This window comes from Streptomyces sp. NPDC001889, from assembly GCF_053594535.1.
This window is the reverse complement of the sequence record NZ_JBSFER010000036.1, coordinates 20881-37117: the sequence shown is the minus strand read 5'-3', so window position 1 is coordinate 37117 and position 16237 is coordinate 20881. Positions and strand designations below refer to the sequence as shown.

Below are 16237 nucleotides of genomic sequence, written 5' to 3'. Positions count from 1 at the left end.
GTCAGGAGGAGAACCCGGCCAGGGGGTTCTTCAGGGTGCCGATCAGCTGGAGGGCCCCCGACGGGTCCGTCAGGTCCACCATCTGTTCGTTGTCGCGGAGCTGGAGGCGGTTGAGGCAGGAGAGGGCGAACTCCTCCGTGAAGAGGTCGTACCGCTCGAAGCGGTCCGCCAGGTGGGGGGCCGAGGACTGGTAGGCGCGGACGCACTCCGCCACCGTGCGCCAGAACGCCGCCTCGCCGAGGCGGCCCTCGGTGATCAGGGCGGGGGCCAGGAAGCGGAGGAAGCAGTCCAGGACATCGGTGAAGACGGAGAGCGGCTTCATCTCCTCCGGGACCTCCACCCGGACGCGCTCCACCGCCGGGGGCAGCACCGCGTGCGGGTCCATCACCGCGATCTCCTCGGCGATGTCCTTGAAGATCGCCCGCCGGACCGTGCCGTCGTCCCCGAGGACCAGGATCACATTCTCGCCGTGCGGCATGAAGACCAGGTCGTAGGCGTAGAAGCAGTGCAGCACCGGGGTGAGATAGGCGTGCAGATAGCCGCGCAGCCACTCCTCGGGGGCGAGCCCCGACTCGTCGATCAGGGCGCCCGCGAAGGACGCGCCCTCCTGGTCGACATGGAGCAGGGACGCCATGGTGGCGAGGCGTTCGCCGGGCCGGAGCGCGGGGACGGGGCTCTCGCGCCAGAGGGCGGCGAGCATCTTGCGGTACGGGGAGTGGCGGTCGGTCGCCGCCTCGTACTGGCGGTGGCGGTAGCCGATCGCCGCCCGCTCGCGGATGATCGAGAAGCGGGCGGCCCGCAGGATGTCGTCCGCGTCGATCAGCCGGGCCACCCAGTCGTTGATCGCCGGGGTGGCCTCCATGTACGCGGCGGAGAGCCCGCGCGTGAAGCCCATGTTGAGGACCGACAGCGAGGTCTTGACGTAGTGCTTCTCCGGCGCGGCGGTGTTGAAGAAGGTACGGATCGACTGCTGGGCCAGATACGTGTCGTCGCCCTCGCCGAGGCAGACCAGCCGCTGCTGGGCGATCTCCGCCGCGAAGGTGACGGAGAGTTTGTTCCACCACTGCCAGGGGTGGACCGGCAGCAGCAGATACTGGGCGGGGTCGAGTCCCAGCGCGCGGAGCCGGGCGTCGAACCGGGCCAGGGCCGTCTCTCCGAGCTCCGTCGCGATCAGGGAGTCGTACGCCAGATCCTCACCGGAGGTGAAGGTCGCGTGGTCGCGGTGGGCGGCCAGCCAGATGAGCCGGATCTCGCTGGCGGCCTCGGGGGCGTACGCGTGGTACTCGTGCACCCCGAAGCCGAGCCGGCCGTTGTTGGCGACGAAACACGGGTGGCCCTCGGTCATCCCGGTCTCGATGGCCTGGAAGCCGGCCCGGGCCAGCCCGGCGGAGGTCACCGGCTTCCCGGTGAGCTTGTAGGCGGTCCCGGCGAGGGTGGAGGAGATCTCCTCCAGATAAACCGGGAGGATCTTCTCGCTCAGGCCGAGGGCGCCGCGCAGCTCCAGGAAGAAGTCGAGCGCGTCGACGGGCCGCTGGGCGCCGTCGCGGTGCCGGGTGATGGAGTCGGGGGAGACCTGCCAGTGGTCGAGCGCGAAGAGCCGCGCGCCGAAGCGGTACTCGGCGCCGCAGTCGTCGCTCAGCACCCGGTAGGTGTCCGCGCCGAGCGGCTCCGGGGTCAGCAGCCGCTCATGGGCGAACTCGGCGAGCGCCTTCCGCACCAGCAGCCGGTTGGCCCGCTCCCAGGGCCCGGGGGTCAGATGTGCCACGGCGCCGGTGGGGGTCATCGGCCCGCCTCCCGCGGCCCGGCGCCCTGAAGCGCCGCGTACGCCTCGCTCCCCGCGAAGCCCTCGCGGGTGCAGACGCACAGCACCGCGTCCTTCTCCGGCTTCTCCAGTTTCTCGACGATCTCGAACCCCACGTAGGTGTTGAGTGCGTGGACGGCGTCATTGCGCACATCGGGCTCGACCACGACCCGCCGGGTCGTGGCGTCCGCGAACAGCTCCGCCATGACGGCGGTGATCACGGCCCGGGTGAAGCCGTGCACGGGTGTGCCGGCCGGTGCGACGAGGAAGTGCATCCCGACATCGCCCGGCTCGGGCTCGTACAGCCCCACCAGCTCCACATACCGGGGGTCGTACCGCTCCATCAGGAAGACCGGCTCCCCGTCCAGCTCGCCGATGAAGGCGTGGTGGTGCTCATGGGCCGCCACCGCCATGTACTCGCGCTCGATGTCCTGGAGCCGGGCGTCCTGCATCATCCAGAACGCGGACTTGGGGTGGGTCACCCACCGGTGCACCAGTTCGGCGTCGCTCAGCGGGTCGAGGGGGCGCACGGTGAAACCGCGGACTATGGCCGTGGGCGCTGTCGTGGCGGGGCTCATACGGCGAACTCCTGGAACGCGATGGACTTCTCGACGGGGTAGGGCTGGTATCCGAGCAGCTCACCGATGATGTAGGCGTTGCGGTACGCGCCCATCCCCAGGTCGGGCGAGGTGATCGAGTGCGTGTGCACACCCGAGTTCTGGAGGAAGACCTCCCGGCCGGTGGTGTCGATGGAGTAGTTGCGGGCGATGTCGAAGCGGCCCCGACCGTCGAAGCGGAGCCGGTCGTGCACCGGCTCCAGGAACGCCGGGACGGTGTAGCGGTAGCCGGTGGCGAGGATCAGGCCCTCGGTGTGCAGCTCGTACTCCTTGCCCTGCTCCTCCTGGCACAGGGAGAGGGTGTACGTGCCGTTCTCGTACCGCGCCCCGTTGAGGCGGGAGTTGGTGAGGAGCCGGGTGGGGACCGGGCCGTCCAGGTTCTTCTGGTAGAGCAGGTCGAAGATCGCGTTGACGAGGTCCCCGTCGATGCCCTTGAAGAGGCCCTTCTGCTGCGCTTCGAGGCGGTAGCGGGTCCGCTCGGGCAGCGCGTGGAAGTAGTCGATGTACTCCGGGGAGGTCATCTCCAGTGTCAGCTTGGTGTACTCCAGCGGGAAGAACCGAGGCGACCGGGTGACCCAGTTGAGCCGGTAGCCGTGGGTGTCGATCCCGGAGAGCAGGTCCTGGTAGATCTCCGCCGCGCTCTGGCCGCTGCCGACGATCGTGATCGACTTCTTGCGCCGGAGCGCCTCCCGGTGCTCCAGATAGCGCGAGGTGTGGAGGAGGTCGCCGCCGAGGTCCCGGCAGGGCTCGGGGATGTACGGCGGGGTGCCGGTGCCCAGCACCAGCCGGCGGGCCCGGAAGGTCTCCCCGGCCGCCGTGCGGACCCGGTACAGCTCGCCGTCGTGGTCGACGCGGGTGACGGTGGTGCCGAAGCGGATGGAGCCGAGCCGGGCGGCGGCCCAGCGGCAGTAGTCGTTGTACTCGGTCCGCAGCGGATAGAAGTTCTCGCGGATGTAGAACGCGTACAGCCGTCCCGACTCCTTGAGATAGCTGAGGAAGGAGTACGGCGAGGTCGGATCGGCGAGGGTGACCAGGTCCGACAGGAACGGGGTCTGGAGGTGGGCGCCGTCGAGGAACATCCCCGAGTGCCACTCGAAGTCCGGCTTGGACTCCAGGAAGAGACCGTTCAGCCCGTCGAGGGGCTCGGTGAGGGCGGCGAGGCCGAGGTTGAACGGGCCCAGGCCGATCCCGAGGAAGTCGAGGGGCTCACGAGGCGTGGACAAGGCGGTTCTCTCCCAGGTACTGCTCGGCGTGGCCGGCGATCAGATCGAGTACGGCGGTGATGTCGGCGGTCGTCGTCTCGGGGTTGAGTAGGGTGAACTTCAGATACTGGCGGCCCGCCACCTTCGTCCCGGCGACCACCGCCGCACCGGAGGCGAACAGCGCCTTGCGGGCGTAGAGGTTGGCCCGGTCGATGAGGGCGGGGCTGGTGACCGCCCCGGGGACATAGCGGTAGACCAGGGTGGAGAGGCTGGGCCGCACGAGGACCTCGAAGCGCGGGTCGGCGTCGAGCAGCTCCCAGCCGGCCCCGGCCAGCTCGCAGACCTCGTCGAAGAGGCCGCCCACCCCGTCGGCGCCCATCACCCGCAGTGTCATCCACAGCTTGAGGGCGTCGAAGCGGCGGGTGGTCTGGAGGGATTTGTCGACCTGGTTGGGGATTCTCTCCTCGGTGGCCCGCCGGGGGTTGAGATAGTCCGCGTGGTAGGTGACATGGCGGAGCGTGGCACCGTCCCTGACCAGCACGGCCGATGAGCTGACCGGCTGGAAGAAGGACTTGTGGTAGTCGACGGTGACCGAGTCGGCTTGCTCGACGCCGTCCAGCAGATGGCGGCGGGTGGGGGAGGCGAGCAGGCCGCAGCCGTACGCCGCGTCCACATGCGTCCACGCCCCGTACTGCCGGGCCAGCGCGGCGATCTCCGGCAGCGGGTCGATGGAGCCGAAGTCGGTGGTTCCGGCGGTGGCGACGACGGCCATCGGGACCAGTCCGCCGCGTACGCACCGCTCCAGCTCGGCGGCGAGCGAGACCGCGCGCATCCGCTTGTCGCGGTCGGCCGGGACGCCGACCACGGCATCGGGACCGAGGCCGAGCAGGGCGGCGGACTTCTGGACGCTGAAGTGCCCGCACTCGGAGGTGAAGACGCGGAGCCGGGTGGGGTCGGTCGTCTTCGCCTCCTCCCGGGCCAGCAGCAGCGCCTGGAGGTTGGACTGGCTCCCGCCGCTGGTGAAGACGCCATCGGCGGCGGGGCCGAGGCCGATCCGCTCGGCGGTCCAGTCGATGAGCCGGCGCTCGATGAGGGTGGCGCCGGCGCTCTGGTCCCAGGTGTCCAGGGAGGAGTTGACGGCGGAGAGCACGGCCTCGCCGACGACGGCGGGGATGACCACCGGGCAGTTGAGGTGGCCGAGGTAGCGGGGGTGGTGGAAGTTGACCGCGTCCCGGAGGTAGAGCCGCTCCAGCTCGTCGAGGGCGGCCCCGGTGGAGCCGAGGGGCTCCGCCAGATCGACGGCGGAGACCTGCGGGGCGAGTTCCCGGGGGGTGACCCCGGTGAACGGCCGCCGGACTGTGGCGAGGCGGTGTGCCACCCGCTCGACTCCCTCCGTCACGGCGAGCCGGTAGGCGTCCGCCGTTCCGTCATTGAGCAGATGCGAGCGCATGCGAGGGCCCTTCTGGGTGTGGGGGGGGGGATTGGTCGCCGCTCGGGGACAGCGCAAAGGGGACGAGAGGGCGACTGGGTGAGGTTAGCCTAACCTAACTTTTTCCGTTGGTCGGAGGGCTCGTCCCCTTGGGGGTGGGAGTTGTGAAGTTGTTCACCCGGTGTTCGGGGTGTGTCCACTGAGCTTCGCCGGCACCCGTCCGGCCCCGCCGGTGGTTGGGGTGGACCCGTCTGGCCTCGTTGGTGGTTGGGGTGGACCCGCCTGGCCTTGTTGGTGTTTGGGGTGCGTTCACCCGTGCTCGTCGGTGTTCGAGGCGCGTCCACCCGGTCTCGCCAGCGGGGCAGGGTGCACCCACTCGGCCCCTCCGGCGGGCGAGACGCACCACCTCAGCTCCTCCGGAGTGTGAGCCGCGCCCCTCAGCCTCTCGGAGTGTGAGCCGCGCACCCCAGCTCCTTCGGAGTGTGAGCCGCGCACCCCAGCCTCTCCGGAGTGTGAGCCGCACACCTCAGCCCCTTCGGAGGGTGAGCCGCACACCTCAGCCCCTTCGGAGTGTGAGCCGCACACCTCAGCCCCTCCGGCGTTTGAGGAGCGGGGGTTCGGGGGCTGGCCCCCGACCCGAGGCCCGCAGGATGCGGCGACCTGTCGCACAGGGTCCGTCCTCAAGCGCCGGACGGGCTGAAAATTGCTCGGGTTTCCTGTGGTGCGGGGTCCGTCCTCAAGCGCCGGACGGGCTGGGAGTCCGCCGGGTCCGGGCTCAAGGGGAGGCCGGTGGGAGTCCGCGGGGCGGGCTCAAGTGGAGGACGGGCTGGGAATCCGCGGGGACCGGGCTCAAGGGGAGGCCGGTGGGAGTCCGCGGGGGCGGCTCGAGTGGCGGGCCGGGGGGAGGGGCGTGGCGTCAGGTGGGGAGGCCCAGTTCGCGGGCGATCAGCATGCGCTGCACCTCACTCGTCCCCTCCCCGATCTCCAGAATCTTGGAGTCCCGCCACATCCGCGCCACCGGATACTCGTTCATGAACCCATACCCCCCATGGATCTGCGTCGCCTCCCGCGCGTTGTCCACCGCCACCGTCGACGAGTACAGCTTCGCCAGCGCCGCCTCCTTCTTGAACCGCTCCCCCCGCACCAGCCGGGACGCCGCGTCCCGCCAGCCGATCCGGGCCATGTGCGCCCGCATCTCCATGTCCGCGATCTTGAACTGGATCGCCTGGTTCTCGCCGATCGGGCGCCCGAAGGCGTGCCGCTCCCCGGCGTACTTCACGGACTCGTCCACACACCCCTGGGCGAGCCCGGTCGCCAGCGCGGAGATGGCGATCCTGCCCTCGTCCAGGATGCGCAGGAACTGGGCGTACCCCCGGCCCTCCTCGCCCACCAGGTTCGCCAGCGGCACCCGCACCCCGTCGAAGGACAGCTCCCGGGTGTCCGAGGCGTTCCAGCCGACCTTGGAGTAGGCGGGGGCGACGGTGAAACCGGGGGTGCCGGAGGGGACGATGATCGAGGAGATCAGGGGCTTGCCGTCGGGCGCGCGGCCGGTGACCGCGGTCACCGTGACCAGCCCGGTGATGTCCGTCCCCGCGTTGGTGATGAAGCACTTGGACCCGTTGATCACCCACTCGCCGGCCCGCTCGTCCCGTACCGCCGTGGTCCGGGTGCCGCCCGCGTCGCTGCCCGCGCCCGGCTCGGTCAGGCCGAACGCGCCGAGCATCTCGCCCGAGCAGAGCTTCGGCAGCCACTCCCGCTTCTGCTCCGGGGTGCCGAACCGGTGGATCGGCATCGCGCCCAGCGAGACCCCCGCCTCCAGGGTGATCGCCACGGAGGAGTCCACCCGGGCCAGCTCCTCCAGGACGATCCCGAGGGCGAGATAGTCGCCGCCCATCCCGCCGTACTCCTCGGGGAAGGGCAGCCCGAACAGACCCATGGCGCCCATCTCGGCGACGATCTCGTACGGGAACTCATGGCGCTCGTAGAACCCGCCGATCCTCGGGGCCACCACATCGTGGGCGAACCGCTCGACGGTACGGCGGAGTTCCTCGTGCTCGGGGGCGAGCCGGTGGTCCAGGGACATGGCGTCATTCCTCCGGGGAGAGTGCGCGGACGGTACGGGAGGGGCTGGGGCGGCCCAACTGCGCGGCGAGCCGGAGGCTGGCCTCGGTGAGGCGGGCCAGATCGACACCGGTCTCGATGCCGAGGCCGTGGAGCATCCACACCAGGTCCTCGGTGGCGAGGTTCCCGGTGGCGCTCTTCGCGTACGGGCAGCCGCCGAGGCCGCCCGCCGACGCGTCCACCGTCGTCACGCCGTGCTCCAGCGCGGCGAAGGTGTTGGCGAGCGCCTGGCCGTAGGTGTCGTGGAAGTGCACCCCGAGCGCGGAGGTGGGCACACCCTCCTCGTTCAGCGCGGTGAGCAGGGCCCTGACATGGCCGGGGGTGGCGGTGCCGATGGTGTCGCCGAGCGACAGCTCGTCACAGCCGAGGTCCAGCAGCCGCCGGGCGACCCCGACGACCCGGCGGACGGGCACCGGGCCCTCCCACGGGTCGCCGAAGCACATGGAGAGATAGCCGCGCACGTGGACCCGCTCCGCCCGGGCGCGGGCGACGACCGGCTCGAACATGGCGAGGGACTCGTCGACGGTGCGGTTGAGGTTGCGGCGGGCGAAGGTCTCGGTCGCCGAGCCGAAGACGGCGATCCGGCGGACCCCGAGCGCGAGCGCGCGCCCCAGTCCCCGTTCGTTGGGCACGAGGACGGGGAGGTCGACCCCTTCGAGACCGGCCAGCCGGGGGTAGAGCGCCTCGGCGTCGGCGAGCTGGGGCACCCAGTCGGGGCGGACGAGGCTGGTGGCCTCGATCGTGGTCAGCCCGGCGGCGGCGAGCCGGTGGATGAACTCGGCCTTGACCTCGGTGGGGACGGTCGTCTTCTCGTTCTGGAGGCCGTCGCGCGGGCCGACCTCGTGGATGCGGACCCGCGCCGGGAGGCCGGGCGCGGGGACGCGCATGGGGAGCCCGTCAGCCATGGCGCGCACCCTCCTCCCGGACGGGGGAGCCCGCCGGCGCCGGTCGGCCGGTGACCGCGCCCCCGGACCCGGTCATGGGGTTCGCCGGTTCCGCCGCGGGGGTGACCACCGCGAGGACCTGGTCCATGGCGACCGTGGTCCCCGGGGTCACCTCCAGCTCGGTGACGGTCCCGGCGTGCGGCGCGGTGATGACGTGCTCCATCTTCATCGCCTCCACCACCAGCAGACCCTGCCCGGCGGCCACCTCGTCCCCGGCGGCCACCTTGACGACGGTGACCGTCCCGGGCATCGGCGCCGCGAGGGTGTCCGCCCCGGAGCGGGCCGCGCCGCCCAGGGACGCGGCGACCGGGTCGTGGTCCCGGACCTGCCAGGAGTCGCCGTCCCGGCCGAGCCAGTCACCGGCGCGGTGGAAGGTGTGGGTGAGACCGTCGACGGTGACCGCGACCGTCTCCGGCGCGACCTCGAAGGCCGCGGGCGCCGAGGCGGTCGCCGGCTCACCGCCCGGCAGCCGCACCGGGAAGACGAGCGGCGCCGGACTCCCCCCGGCGCGCCAGCCGCTGGGCACCGAGAACGGGTCGGTCCACCCCGCCGCGTCGGGCACGGGCGCCAGCGCCGCCAGCCGTACGGCCGCCGCCGCCGCGTACACCTCGTCCGGTACCCCCTCCGGGAGCAGCCCGGCGCCCTCCCGCTCCACCAGACCGGTGTCCAGCCGCCCGGCGACGACATCGGGGTGGGCCAGCAGCCGGCGCAGGAAACCGGCGTTGGTCGGTACGCCGAGGGTGACCGTCTCCGCGAGGGCCGCGCGCAGCCGGCGCAGCGCGGTGGGGCGGTCCGGGCCGTGCGCGACGACCTTGGCGAGCATCGGGTCGTACAGGCTGGAGACCTCGGTGCCCTCGCTCAGCCCCGAGTCGGTGCGCACGCCCTCGCCCCGTGGCTCGCGCAGCGCCAGCACCCGTCCGCCGGAGGGGAGGAAACCCCGGGCGGGGTCCTCGGCGCAGATCCGGGCCTCGATCGCGTGGCCGGTGAGCGCGATGTCCTCCTGCGCGTACGGCAGGGGTTCACCGGCCGCGACCCGCAGCTGCCACTCCACCAGGTCGAGACCGGTGATCAGCTCGGTGACGGGGTGCTCGACCTGGAGCCGGGTGTTCATCTCCATGAAGTAGTACGAGCCGGGGTCGCCGCCCGGGACGATGAACTCCACCGTCCCCGCGCCGGTGTAGCCGCAGGACCGGGCCGCCTGCACCGCCGCCTCGCCCATCGCCGCGCGGGTCCGCTCGTCCAGCAGGACCGAGGGGGCCTCCTCGATCACCTTCTGGTGCCGGCGCTGGAGCGAGCACTCGCGCTCACCCAGATGGATCACCCGGCCGTGGGCGTCGGCGAGCACCTGGATCTCGATGTGCCGGGGCCGCTCGATCCACCGCTCCACCAGCAGGGTGTCGTCCCCGAAGGAGGCGCGGGCCTCGCGCCGGGCGGTGGCGATGTCCTCCGCGAGCGCGGACTCCGTCCGGGTCAGCCGCATGCCCTTGCCGCCGCCGCCCGCCGAGGGCTTGAGCAGCACCGGCATCCCGATCTCCCGGGCTGCGGCGGCCAGCTCCTCGTCGCCCAGCCCCGATCCGGAGGAGCCGGGCACCACCGGGACCCCGGCGGCGCGCACGGTCTCCTTGGCGCGGATCTTGTCGCCCATGAGGGCGATGGCGGCGGCGGGCGGGCCGATGAAGACCAGGCCCGCGTCCGCGCAGGCGCGGGCGAAGGCCGCGTTCTCCGCGAGGAAGCCGTAGCCGGGGTGGACGGCCCGCGCGCCCGTCCGGGCGGCGGCCTCCAGCAGGCGCTCGGCGCTCAGATAGCTCTCCCCGGCGGGCGGCGGGCCGATCCGGACCGCCGTGTCGGCCTCCCGGACATGGCGGGCGCCCGCGTCCGCGTCGGAGAAGACCGCGACCGAGCGCACCCCCATCGCCCGCAGGGTGCGGATGACCCGCACGGCGATCTCGCCCCGGTTGGCCACAAGGACTGTGTCGAACATCGTCACCGTCATCTCAGAGGTCCGCGTCTCGAAGGGCCGCATCGGGGGCCCGCGTCCAGGGGGTCCGCGTCCCGGGGGTCACATCCGGAAGACGCCGAAGCCGGGTTCCCCCAGCGGGGCGTTGCCGCAGGCGGTCAGGGCGAGGCCCAGCACCTGGCGGGTCTCCAGCGGGTCGATCACCCCGTCGTCCCAGAGCCGGGCGGTGGCGTAGTAGGCGCTGCCCTGCTCCTCGTACCGGTCGCGGATGGGGGACTTGAACGCCTCCTCGTCCGCCGCCGGCCACTCCTCGCCGCGCGCCGCGAGCTGGTCCCGCTTGACGGTGGCGAGCACGGAGGCGGCCTGCTCGCCGCCCATGACGGAGATCTTGGCGTTGGGCCACATCCACAGGAAGCGGGGGGAGTAGGCCCGGCCGCACATCGAGTAGTTCCCCGCGCCGTAGGAGCCGCCGATGACGACGGTCAGCTTGGGCACCCGGGCGCAGGCCACGGCCGTGACCATCTTCGCCCCGTGCTTGGCGATGCCGCCCGCCTCGTAGGCGCGGCCCACCATGAAGCCGGAGATGTTCTGGAGGAAGAGCAGCGGGATGCCGCGCTGGTCGCACAGCTCGATGAAGTGGGCGCCCTTCTGGGCGGACTCGGAGAACAGGATGCCGTTGTTGGCGACGATGCCGACCGGGTGGCCGTGGACCCGGGCGAAACCGGTGACCAGGGTCTGCCCGAACTCGGCCTTGAACTCGGCGAACCGGGACCCGTCGGTGATCCGGGCGATCACCTCCCGCACGTCGTAGGGCGTACGGGAGTCCACCGGCACCGCGCCGTACAGCCCGGCGGGGTCGGCCGCCGGCTCCTCGGGCGGGGTGACCGTCCAGGGGAGCGGGGCGCGGGCGGGGAGCGTGGCGACGATGTTCCGCACGATCCGCAGGGCGTGGGCGTCGTTCTCGGCGAGGTGGTCGGTGACGCCGGAGACCCGGGAGTGGACCTCGCCGCCGCCCAGTTCCTCGGCCGTGACGACCTCGCCGGTCGCGGCCTTCACCAGGGGCGGGCCGCCGAGGAAGATCGTGCCCTGGTTCCGCACGATCACCGCCTCGTCGCTCATCGCCGGGACATAGGCGCCGCCGGCGGTGCAGGAGCCGAGGACGGCGGCGATCTGCGGGACGCGGGCGCCGGAGAGCCGGGCCTGGTTGTAGAAGATCCGGCCGAAGTGGTCCCGGTCGGGGAAGACCTCGTCCTGCATCGGCAGGAAGGCGCCGCCGGAGTCCACCAGATAGACGCAGGGGAGCCGGTTCTCCAGGGCGATCTCCTGGGCGCGGAGATGCTTCTTCACCGTCATCGGGTAGTAGGTGCCGCCCTTGACGGTGGCGTCGTTGGCGACGATCACCACCTCGCGCCCGCTCACCCGGCCGATTCCCGCGATCACTCCGGCCGCCGGGGCCTGGTCCTCGTACATCCCGTGGGCGGCGAGGGGGGCCAGCTCCAGGAAGGGGGAGCCGGGGTCCAGCAGGGTGTCCACCCGGTCGCGCGGCAGCAGCTTGCCCCGGGCGGTGTGCCGGGCGCGGGCCTCCTCGCCGCCGCCGAGCCGGGCCCGCGCGAGGGTGGCGCGCAGGGTGCCGGCCAGCTCCCGGTGCGCCGCCTCATTGGCCTGCCAGGCCGGGGACGCGGGGTCGGCCGTGCCGGTGAGCACGGGTGCCTGCTGCATCGTGTCACTCCTGTTAATGCCTGTTAATGAGCGTTAACGCGTGCTTTCAGGTTAACGACCGCTAACAGCCTTGTCTAGAATCGGGTTCCATGAACACCAGGACGGATGCGCCCACGCGCCGGGAGCAGATCCTCAGGGAGGCCGCCCGGCTCTTCGCGGAGCGCGGCTTCCACGGCGTCGGGGTCGACGAGATAGGGGCCGCCGTCGGAATCAGCGGCCCCGGTCTCTACCGCCACTTCGCGGGCAAGGACGCGATGCTGGCGGAGCTGCTGGTGGGGATCAGCGAGCGGCTGCTGAGCGGCGGCCGGCTGCGGGTCGAGGAGTCGGCCGCCGACCCCGGCGCGCTGCTCGCCTCGCTGATCGACGGCCATGTCGACTTCGCCCTCGACGACCGCCCGCTGATCACCCTCCACGACCGCGAGCTGGACCGGCTGCGGGAGGCCGACCGCAAACGGGTGCGCAGGCTCCAGCGGCAGTACGCGGAGCTGTGGGTGACGGCGGTGCGCCGGGTGCACCCGGCGGTGCCGGAGCCGGAGGCCAGGGCGGCGGTGCACGCCGTCTTCGGGCTGCTGAACTCGACCCCGCACCTGGGGTCGGGGGACGGCGCCCCGATGGACCGCGCCGACACGGAAACGTTGCTGCGCAGGCTGGCCCACGGCGCCTTCGCCGCGCTGGCCGCCGGGCCGGGTGAGCGGAGGGCCTGAGCCGGGGCGGGGCGCAGGCGGGCGGGGCGTCGGGGGCGGGGCGTCCGGGCCGGAGGCCGGGGCGGGGGCGGAGGCCGGAGCGGGGGCGGAGGCGCCCGGCCACGATCCGGACGCCCTCCCCGCGCGCCGGGCCCGCTGACGGCACAATGGGCCCATGCCGATACCGAGCCGTGCCGCCCTCGTCGACCACCTCGTCCGCACACGTATCGCCGGGAACGTCGCCACCCCGCGCGACAACAACCTCTCCCACTACCGCAAGCTCGCCAACGGCGACCGCCACTACTGGCTGGGCCTGGAGCTGGGGGAGCGCTGGACCGACGAGCAGGACGTGCTGGCGGTGATGGCCGAGCGGTGCGGGGTCATCGACGACCCCGGGCACCGGGCCGGCCAGGACACCATCGACCCGGAGCTGACGGTCGACGCCCTGGAGCGGCTCGCCGCCCGGCTGCGCAAGGCCGCCGCCGGGCGCGAGCGGGTGCTCTTCGCCACCGGGCACCCCGGGGGCCTCCTCGATGTCCACCGGCAGACCGCCGAGGCGCTGCGCACCGCCGGCTGCGAGATCGTCCGCATCCCGGGCGGGCTGATGGCGGACGAGGGCATGGTCTTCCAGTTCGCCGGGGTCGCGGTGCTGGAGCGCGGCGCCACCCTCTGGCACACCCACTCCCCGGCGCCGATGGCCGCCGTCCTCGACGGCCTGGAGCGCGACGGCAGACCCCGGCCCGACCTGGTGGTGGCCGACCACGGCTGGGCGGGGTGCGCGGCACAGCGCGGACTGGACGCGGTGGGGTACGCCGACTGCAACGACCCGGCGCTCTTCCTCGGCGAGGCCGAGGGCACCCTCCAGGTGACGATCCCGCTGGACGACCATGTGACCGACCCCCGCTTCTACGACCCGATGACCGCCTATCTGCTGGAGGCGGCCGGTCTGACCGTCCCCGCCGAGCTGGCCTGACGCCGGACCCCCGGCCACGGGCCGGGGCCCCGGCTCCTCAGGCCCCGGGCCCCCGGCCGCCGGGCGGCCCCTCCGGCTCCCGCTCCGCCCCCAGCCCCGGCGTCGGGTCCAGATACACCCGCCGGACCGACGGGAAACGCTCCCGCAGCTGCTCCTCCGCCTCCTCGCACGCCCACTCCACCTGCCGGGCGCTCGAAGCGTCCCGGAAGTCCACCTTCGCGGCGATCAGCAGCTCGCGCGGCCCCTGGATCAGCGTCGTCAGCTCCAGTACGGCCACGATGTGCGGCACCGTGAGAATCTCCTCCCGCACCGCCTCCCGCATCGCCGGCGGCAGCGGGCGGCCGATCAGCAGCCGGGCGTTGCTGCGGCCCAGCACCCACGCCACGTACACCAGCAGCAGCCCGATCAGGATCGACGCCACCCCGTCGAACACCCCCGACCCCGTGAGCCGCGCGCCCACCAGACCACCGGCCGCCAGCACCAGACCCACCAGCGCCGCCGAGTCCTCCAGCACCACCGCCTTGACCGCCGTGTCCGGGGTGACCCGCAGATAGTGCGCGGCCGGCGCGCCGATCCGGGCCGCCTCGGCCCGCACCTGCCGCAGCCCGGTCCGCAGCGAGAACCCCTCCAGCACGAACGCCACCCCCAGCACGATGTACGAGAGCAGCGGATCGCCCAACTCCTCGCCGTGGGTGAGGGTGTGGACACCGTCGTACACGGCGAAGACCGCGCCGCCGACGAAGGTCGCCACCGAGGCCAGCAGCGCCCAGATGTAGCGCTCGGGGCCGTGGCCCAGCGGATGGTCCTCGTCGGCGGGCCGCTCGCCCCGCTTCAGCGCGGTGAGCAGCAGCAGTTCGGTGACGGTGTCGGCGACCGAGTGCGCCGCCTCCGAGAGCATCGCGCTGGAGCCGCTGACGACCCCCGCGACGGCCTTCGCCACGGCGATACCGAGATTCGCGAAGGCGGCGACCAGCACCGTGAAGGTGCTCTCGGCGGGCGGGGCATCCGTTTCGGTCATACGCCGGACGGTATGCGGGCGGGCCGGGGCGGGCGCCGCGCCACGCGCTCACGGCGGGAATACGGCCCCGGGCGGTGCGCCGAAACCGGAACCGGGTGCCGGAGGCGGTGAATTTCACCCCAACGGCGCATTTCCCGGGCGCTGCGAACGACCGGCCCGATTACCGGCGGAAGGACAATGTCCGGGAGGGCGGCTGTTGCGGTCCGGCCGGTCCGCGCTCCCGTGCGGACCGGCACGCATCCGGCACACGGCTCTCGACGAATCCGAGGGGAGAGTTGGCGTGCATGGCGGAATGCCAGGTGTCCGTTGTCGTTCCGTGCTTCAATGAATCCGAGGTGATCGGGGCCTTTCACACGGCGCTGGCGGAAGTGCTCGCGTCCACCCGGCGAACCTTTGAGATCTGTTATGTGGACGACGGCAGCCGCGACGGCACCCGGGGGCAGTTGAGCACCCTCTCCGCCACCGACGGCCGCGTCCGCTACACCTCCTTCAGCCGCAATTTCGGCAAGGAGGCCGCCCTGCTCGCCGGATTGCGGATGGCCCGGGGCGATGCGGTGATCCTCATGGACGCGGACCTCCAGCACCCGCCCGAACTCGTCCCCCGCATACTGGAATTGCGCCGCCAGGGCTTCGATCAGGTCATCGCGCGCCGGGACCGGGTGGGCGAGGGGCTGCTCCGCTCCGCCCTCAGCTCCGGTTACTACCGGGCGATGGGCCACTTCATGGATGTGGACGTGGTCGACGGCGCGGGCGATTTCCGGCTGCTCTCCCGCCGCGCGGTCGACGGCGTGCTCGCGCTGCCCGAGAGCAACCGCTTCTCCAAGGGAATCTTCTCCTGGATCGGCTTCGACACCGTCAGCTTCACCTACCGGAATGTCCAGCGCGCGGCCGGAACATCGAAATGGGGCATCCGGAATCTGCTCAACTATGGAATCGACGGTGTCATCTCGTTCAACAGCCGCCCGCTGCGGCTGGCCATTCACACCGGTCTCACCCTCTTTCTCGCGGCACTGGGATACGCCGTCTGGGTCATTCTCCAGGCCGCTCTGCACGGTGTCGGAGTTCCCGGGTACACCTCGCTGCTCACCGCCGTTGTGGCCCTCAGCGGAATCCAGCTGATGACTCTCGGGGTCATCGGTGAATATGTGGGCCGTATTTACCACGAGGCCAAGAGGAGGCCCCACTACGTGGTCCGGGAGACCAGCGAGACCCGGGTGGCGCCCCCGGCCCCTCCCCAGGAGGAAACGCCGCCCGCCGCGCCCGGGACCGGTGAGCGGCGAAAGGCCCGCACCGTCCGCCAGTTCGCGGTCTTCTCGGCGATCGGCTTCGTCAACACGGCGGTCTATCTCGCCGTCTACGCCACGGCCAACCGCTGGATTCCCTATCTGGCCGCGCATGTCCTCGGCTACACGGTCAGCGTGGTGGTCTCCTTTCTGCTGAACTCCTCGGTCACCCTGAGGACCAGACCGACCTGGCGGGCCTTCGTCCGCTATCCGCTCTCCAGCCTGGCCGGTCTGGTGGGCGGCGGCGCGCTGCTCTTCCTCGCCGTCGAACTGCTCGGCATGGACAAGAACATCGCCGCCCTGGCCGCCGGTGTCCTGGTGACACCCCTCTCCTTCCTGCTCGCCCGGTGGGCCATCACCGCCGGCGCGGTCGCCCCCCGGGCCCCCGCCCCGGCGGGCGAGCTGCCCCGGGCCCGCCCGGCGGACGAGTCCGACCCGGCCTGACCCCTCCCGTCCCGCCGCCGCACCCGGGGGCGGCCGGCCCCGCACG

At 72.3% G+C, this 16237-nt stretch carries 12 protein-coding genes; 3 read left to right on the top strand and 9 right to left on the bottom strand.

Features of this window, described 5'->3' with window-relative positions:
- Position 1 precedes the first annotated feature (1 nt).
- The 8 genes from ACWCRA_RS32600 to ACWCRA_RS32565 all read right to left on the bottom strand — a co-directional run bounded on the left by ACWCRA_RS32600 (position 2) and on the right by ACWCRA_RS32565 (position 11790).
- Positions 2–1783: an IucA/IucC family protein gene (locus ACWCRA_RS32600; protein ID WP_451069261.1), complete on the bottom strand. Its 1782-nt coding sequence runs from the start codon at positions 1781–1783 to the stop codon at positions 2–4.
- Entirely contained in the window at positions 1780–2379 is a 600-nt protein-coding gene (locus tag ACWCRA_RS32595) for a GNAT family N-acetyltransferase (protein WP_451069260.1), read from the bottom strand. The genes ACWCRA_RS32600 and ACWCRA_RS32595 overlap by 4 nt, the downstream gene beginning before the upstream one ends.
- The gene (locus ACWCRA_RS32590; RefSeq protein ID WP_351553471.1) at positions 2376–3641 is read right to left on the bottom strand and encodes a lysine N(6)-hydroxylase/L-ornithine N(5)-oxygenase family protein; all 1266 of its coding nucleotides are present in this window, start codon (positions 3639–3641) and stop codon (positions 2376–2378) included. The genes ACWCRA_RS32595 and ACWCRA_RS32590 overlap by 4 nt, the downstream gene beginning before the upstream one ends.
- Positions 3625–5070 carry a pyridoxal phosphate-dependent decarboxylase family protein gene (locus tag ACWCRA_RS32585; RefSeq protein ID WP_351553474.1) on the bottom strand — a complete coding sequence of 482 codons (1446 nt, stop codon included), beginning with the start codon at positions 5068–5070 and terminating at the stop codon, positions 3625–3627. The genes ACWCRA_RS32590 and ACWCRA_RS32585 overlap by 17 nt, the downstream gene beginning before the upstream one ends.
- Before the next feature lie 895 nt (positions 5071–5965).
- Positions 5966–7132 (bottom strand): acyl-CoA dehydrogenase family protein, encoded by a 1167-nt coding sequence (locus ACWCRA_RS32580; protein ID WP_351553477.1) that lies wholly within the window; start codon positions 7130–7132, stop codon positions 5966–5968.
- Between the two features lie 4 nt (positions 7133–7136).
- Complete coding sequence (locus tag ACWCRA_RS32575) at positions 7137–8075, bottom strand: hydroxymethylglutaryl-CoA lyase (RefSeq protein WP_451069259.1); 939 nt, start codon at positions 8073–8075, stop codon at positions 7137–7139.
- Positions 8068–10095 (bottom strand): ATP-binding protein, encoded by a 2028-nt coding sequence (locus tag ACWCRA_RS32570; protein ID WP_451069258.1) that lies wholly within the window; start codon positions 10093–10095, stop codon positions 8068–8070. The genes ACWCRA_RS32575 and ACWCRA_RS32570 overlap by 8 nt, the downstream gene beginning before the upstream one ends.
- Before the next feature lie 78 nt (positions 10096–10173).
- Positions 10174–11790, bottom strand: a complete 1617-nt coding sequence (locus ACWCRA_RS32565; protein WP_451069257.1) for a carboxyl transferase domain-containing protein — start codon at positions 11788–11790, stop codon at positions 10174–10176.
- An 89-nt stretch (positions 11791–11879) separates the two neighbouring features.
- On the opposite strand from ACWCRA_RS32565, the gene ACWCRA_RS32560 reads away from it, so the two are divergent.
- Both ACWCRA_RS32560 and ACWCRA_RS32555 read left to right on the top strand, forming a co-directional pair.
- Positions 11880–12494 carry an SACE_7040 family transcriptional regulator gene (locus ACWCRA_RS32560; RefSeq protein ID WP_351553489.1) on the top strand — a complete coding sequence of 205 codons (615 nt, stop codon included), beginning with the start codon at positions 11880–11882 and terminating at the stop codon, positions 12492–12494.
- 154 nt (positions 12495–12648) lie between these two features.
- Positions 12649–13446, top strand: a complete 798-nt coding sequence (locus ACWCRA_RS32555; RefSeq protein WP_351553492.1) for a phosphatase — start codon at positions 12649–12651, stop codon at positions 13444–13446.
- A gap of 37 nt (positions 13447–13483) precedes the next feature.
- Here ACWCRA_RS32555 and ACWCRA_RS32550 read toward each other — a convergent pair whose 3' ends face one another.
- Positions 13484–14464 carry a cation diffusion facilitator family transporter gene (locus ACWCRA_RS32550; protein WP_351553495.1) on the bottom strand — a complete coding sequence of 327 codons (981 nt, stop codon included), beginning with the start codon at positions 14462–14464 and terminating at the stop codon, positions 13484–13486.
- A 284-nt stretch (positions 14465–14748) separates the two neighbouring features.
- Between ACWCRA_RS32550 and ACWCRA_RS32545 the strand changes: the two genes are divergently transcribed.
- Positions 14749–16191 carry a glycosyltransferase gene (locus ACWCRA_RS32545; protein WP_451069256.1) on the top strand — a complete coding sequence of 481 codons (1443 nt, stop codon included), beginning with the start codon at positions 14749–14751 and terminating at the stop codon, positions 16189–16191.
- Positions 16192–16237: the final 46 nt, after the last annotated feature.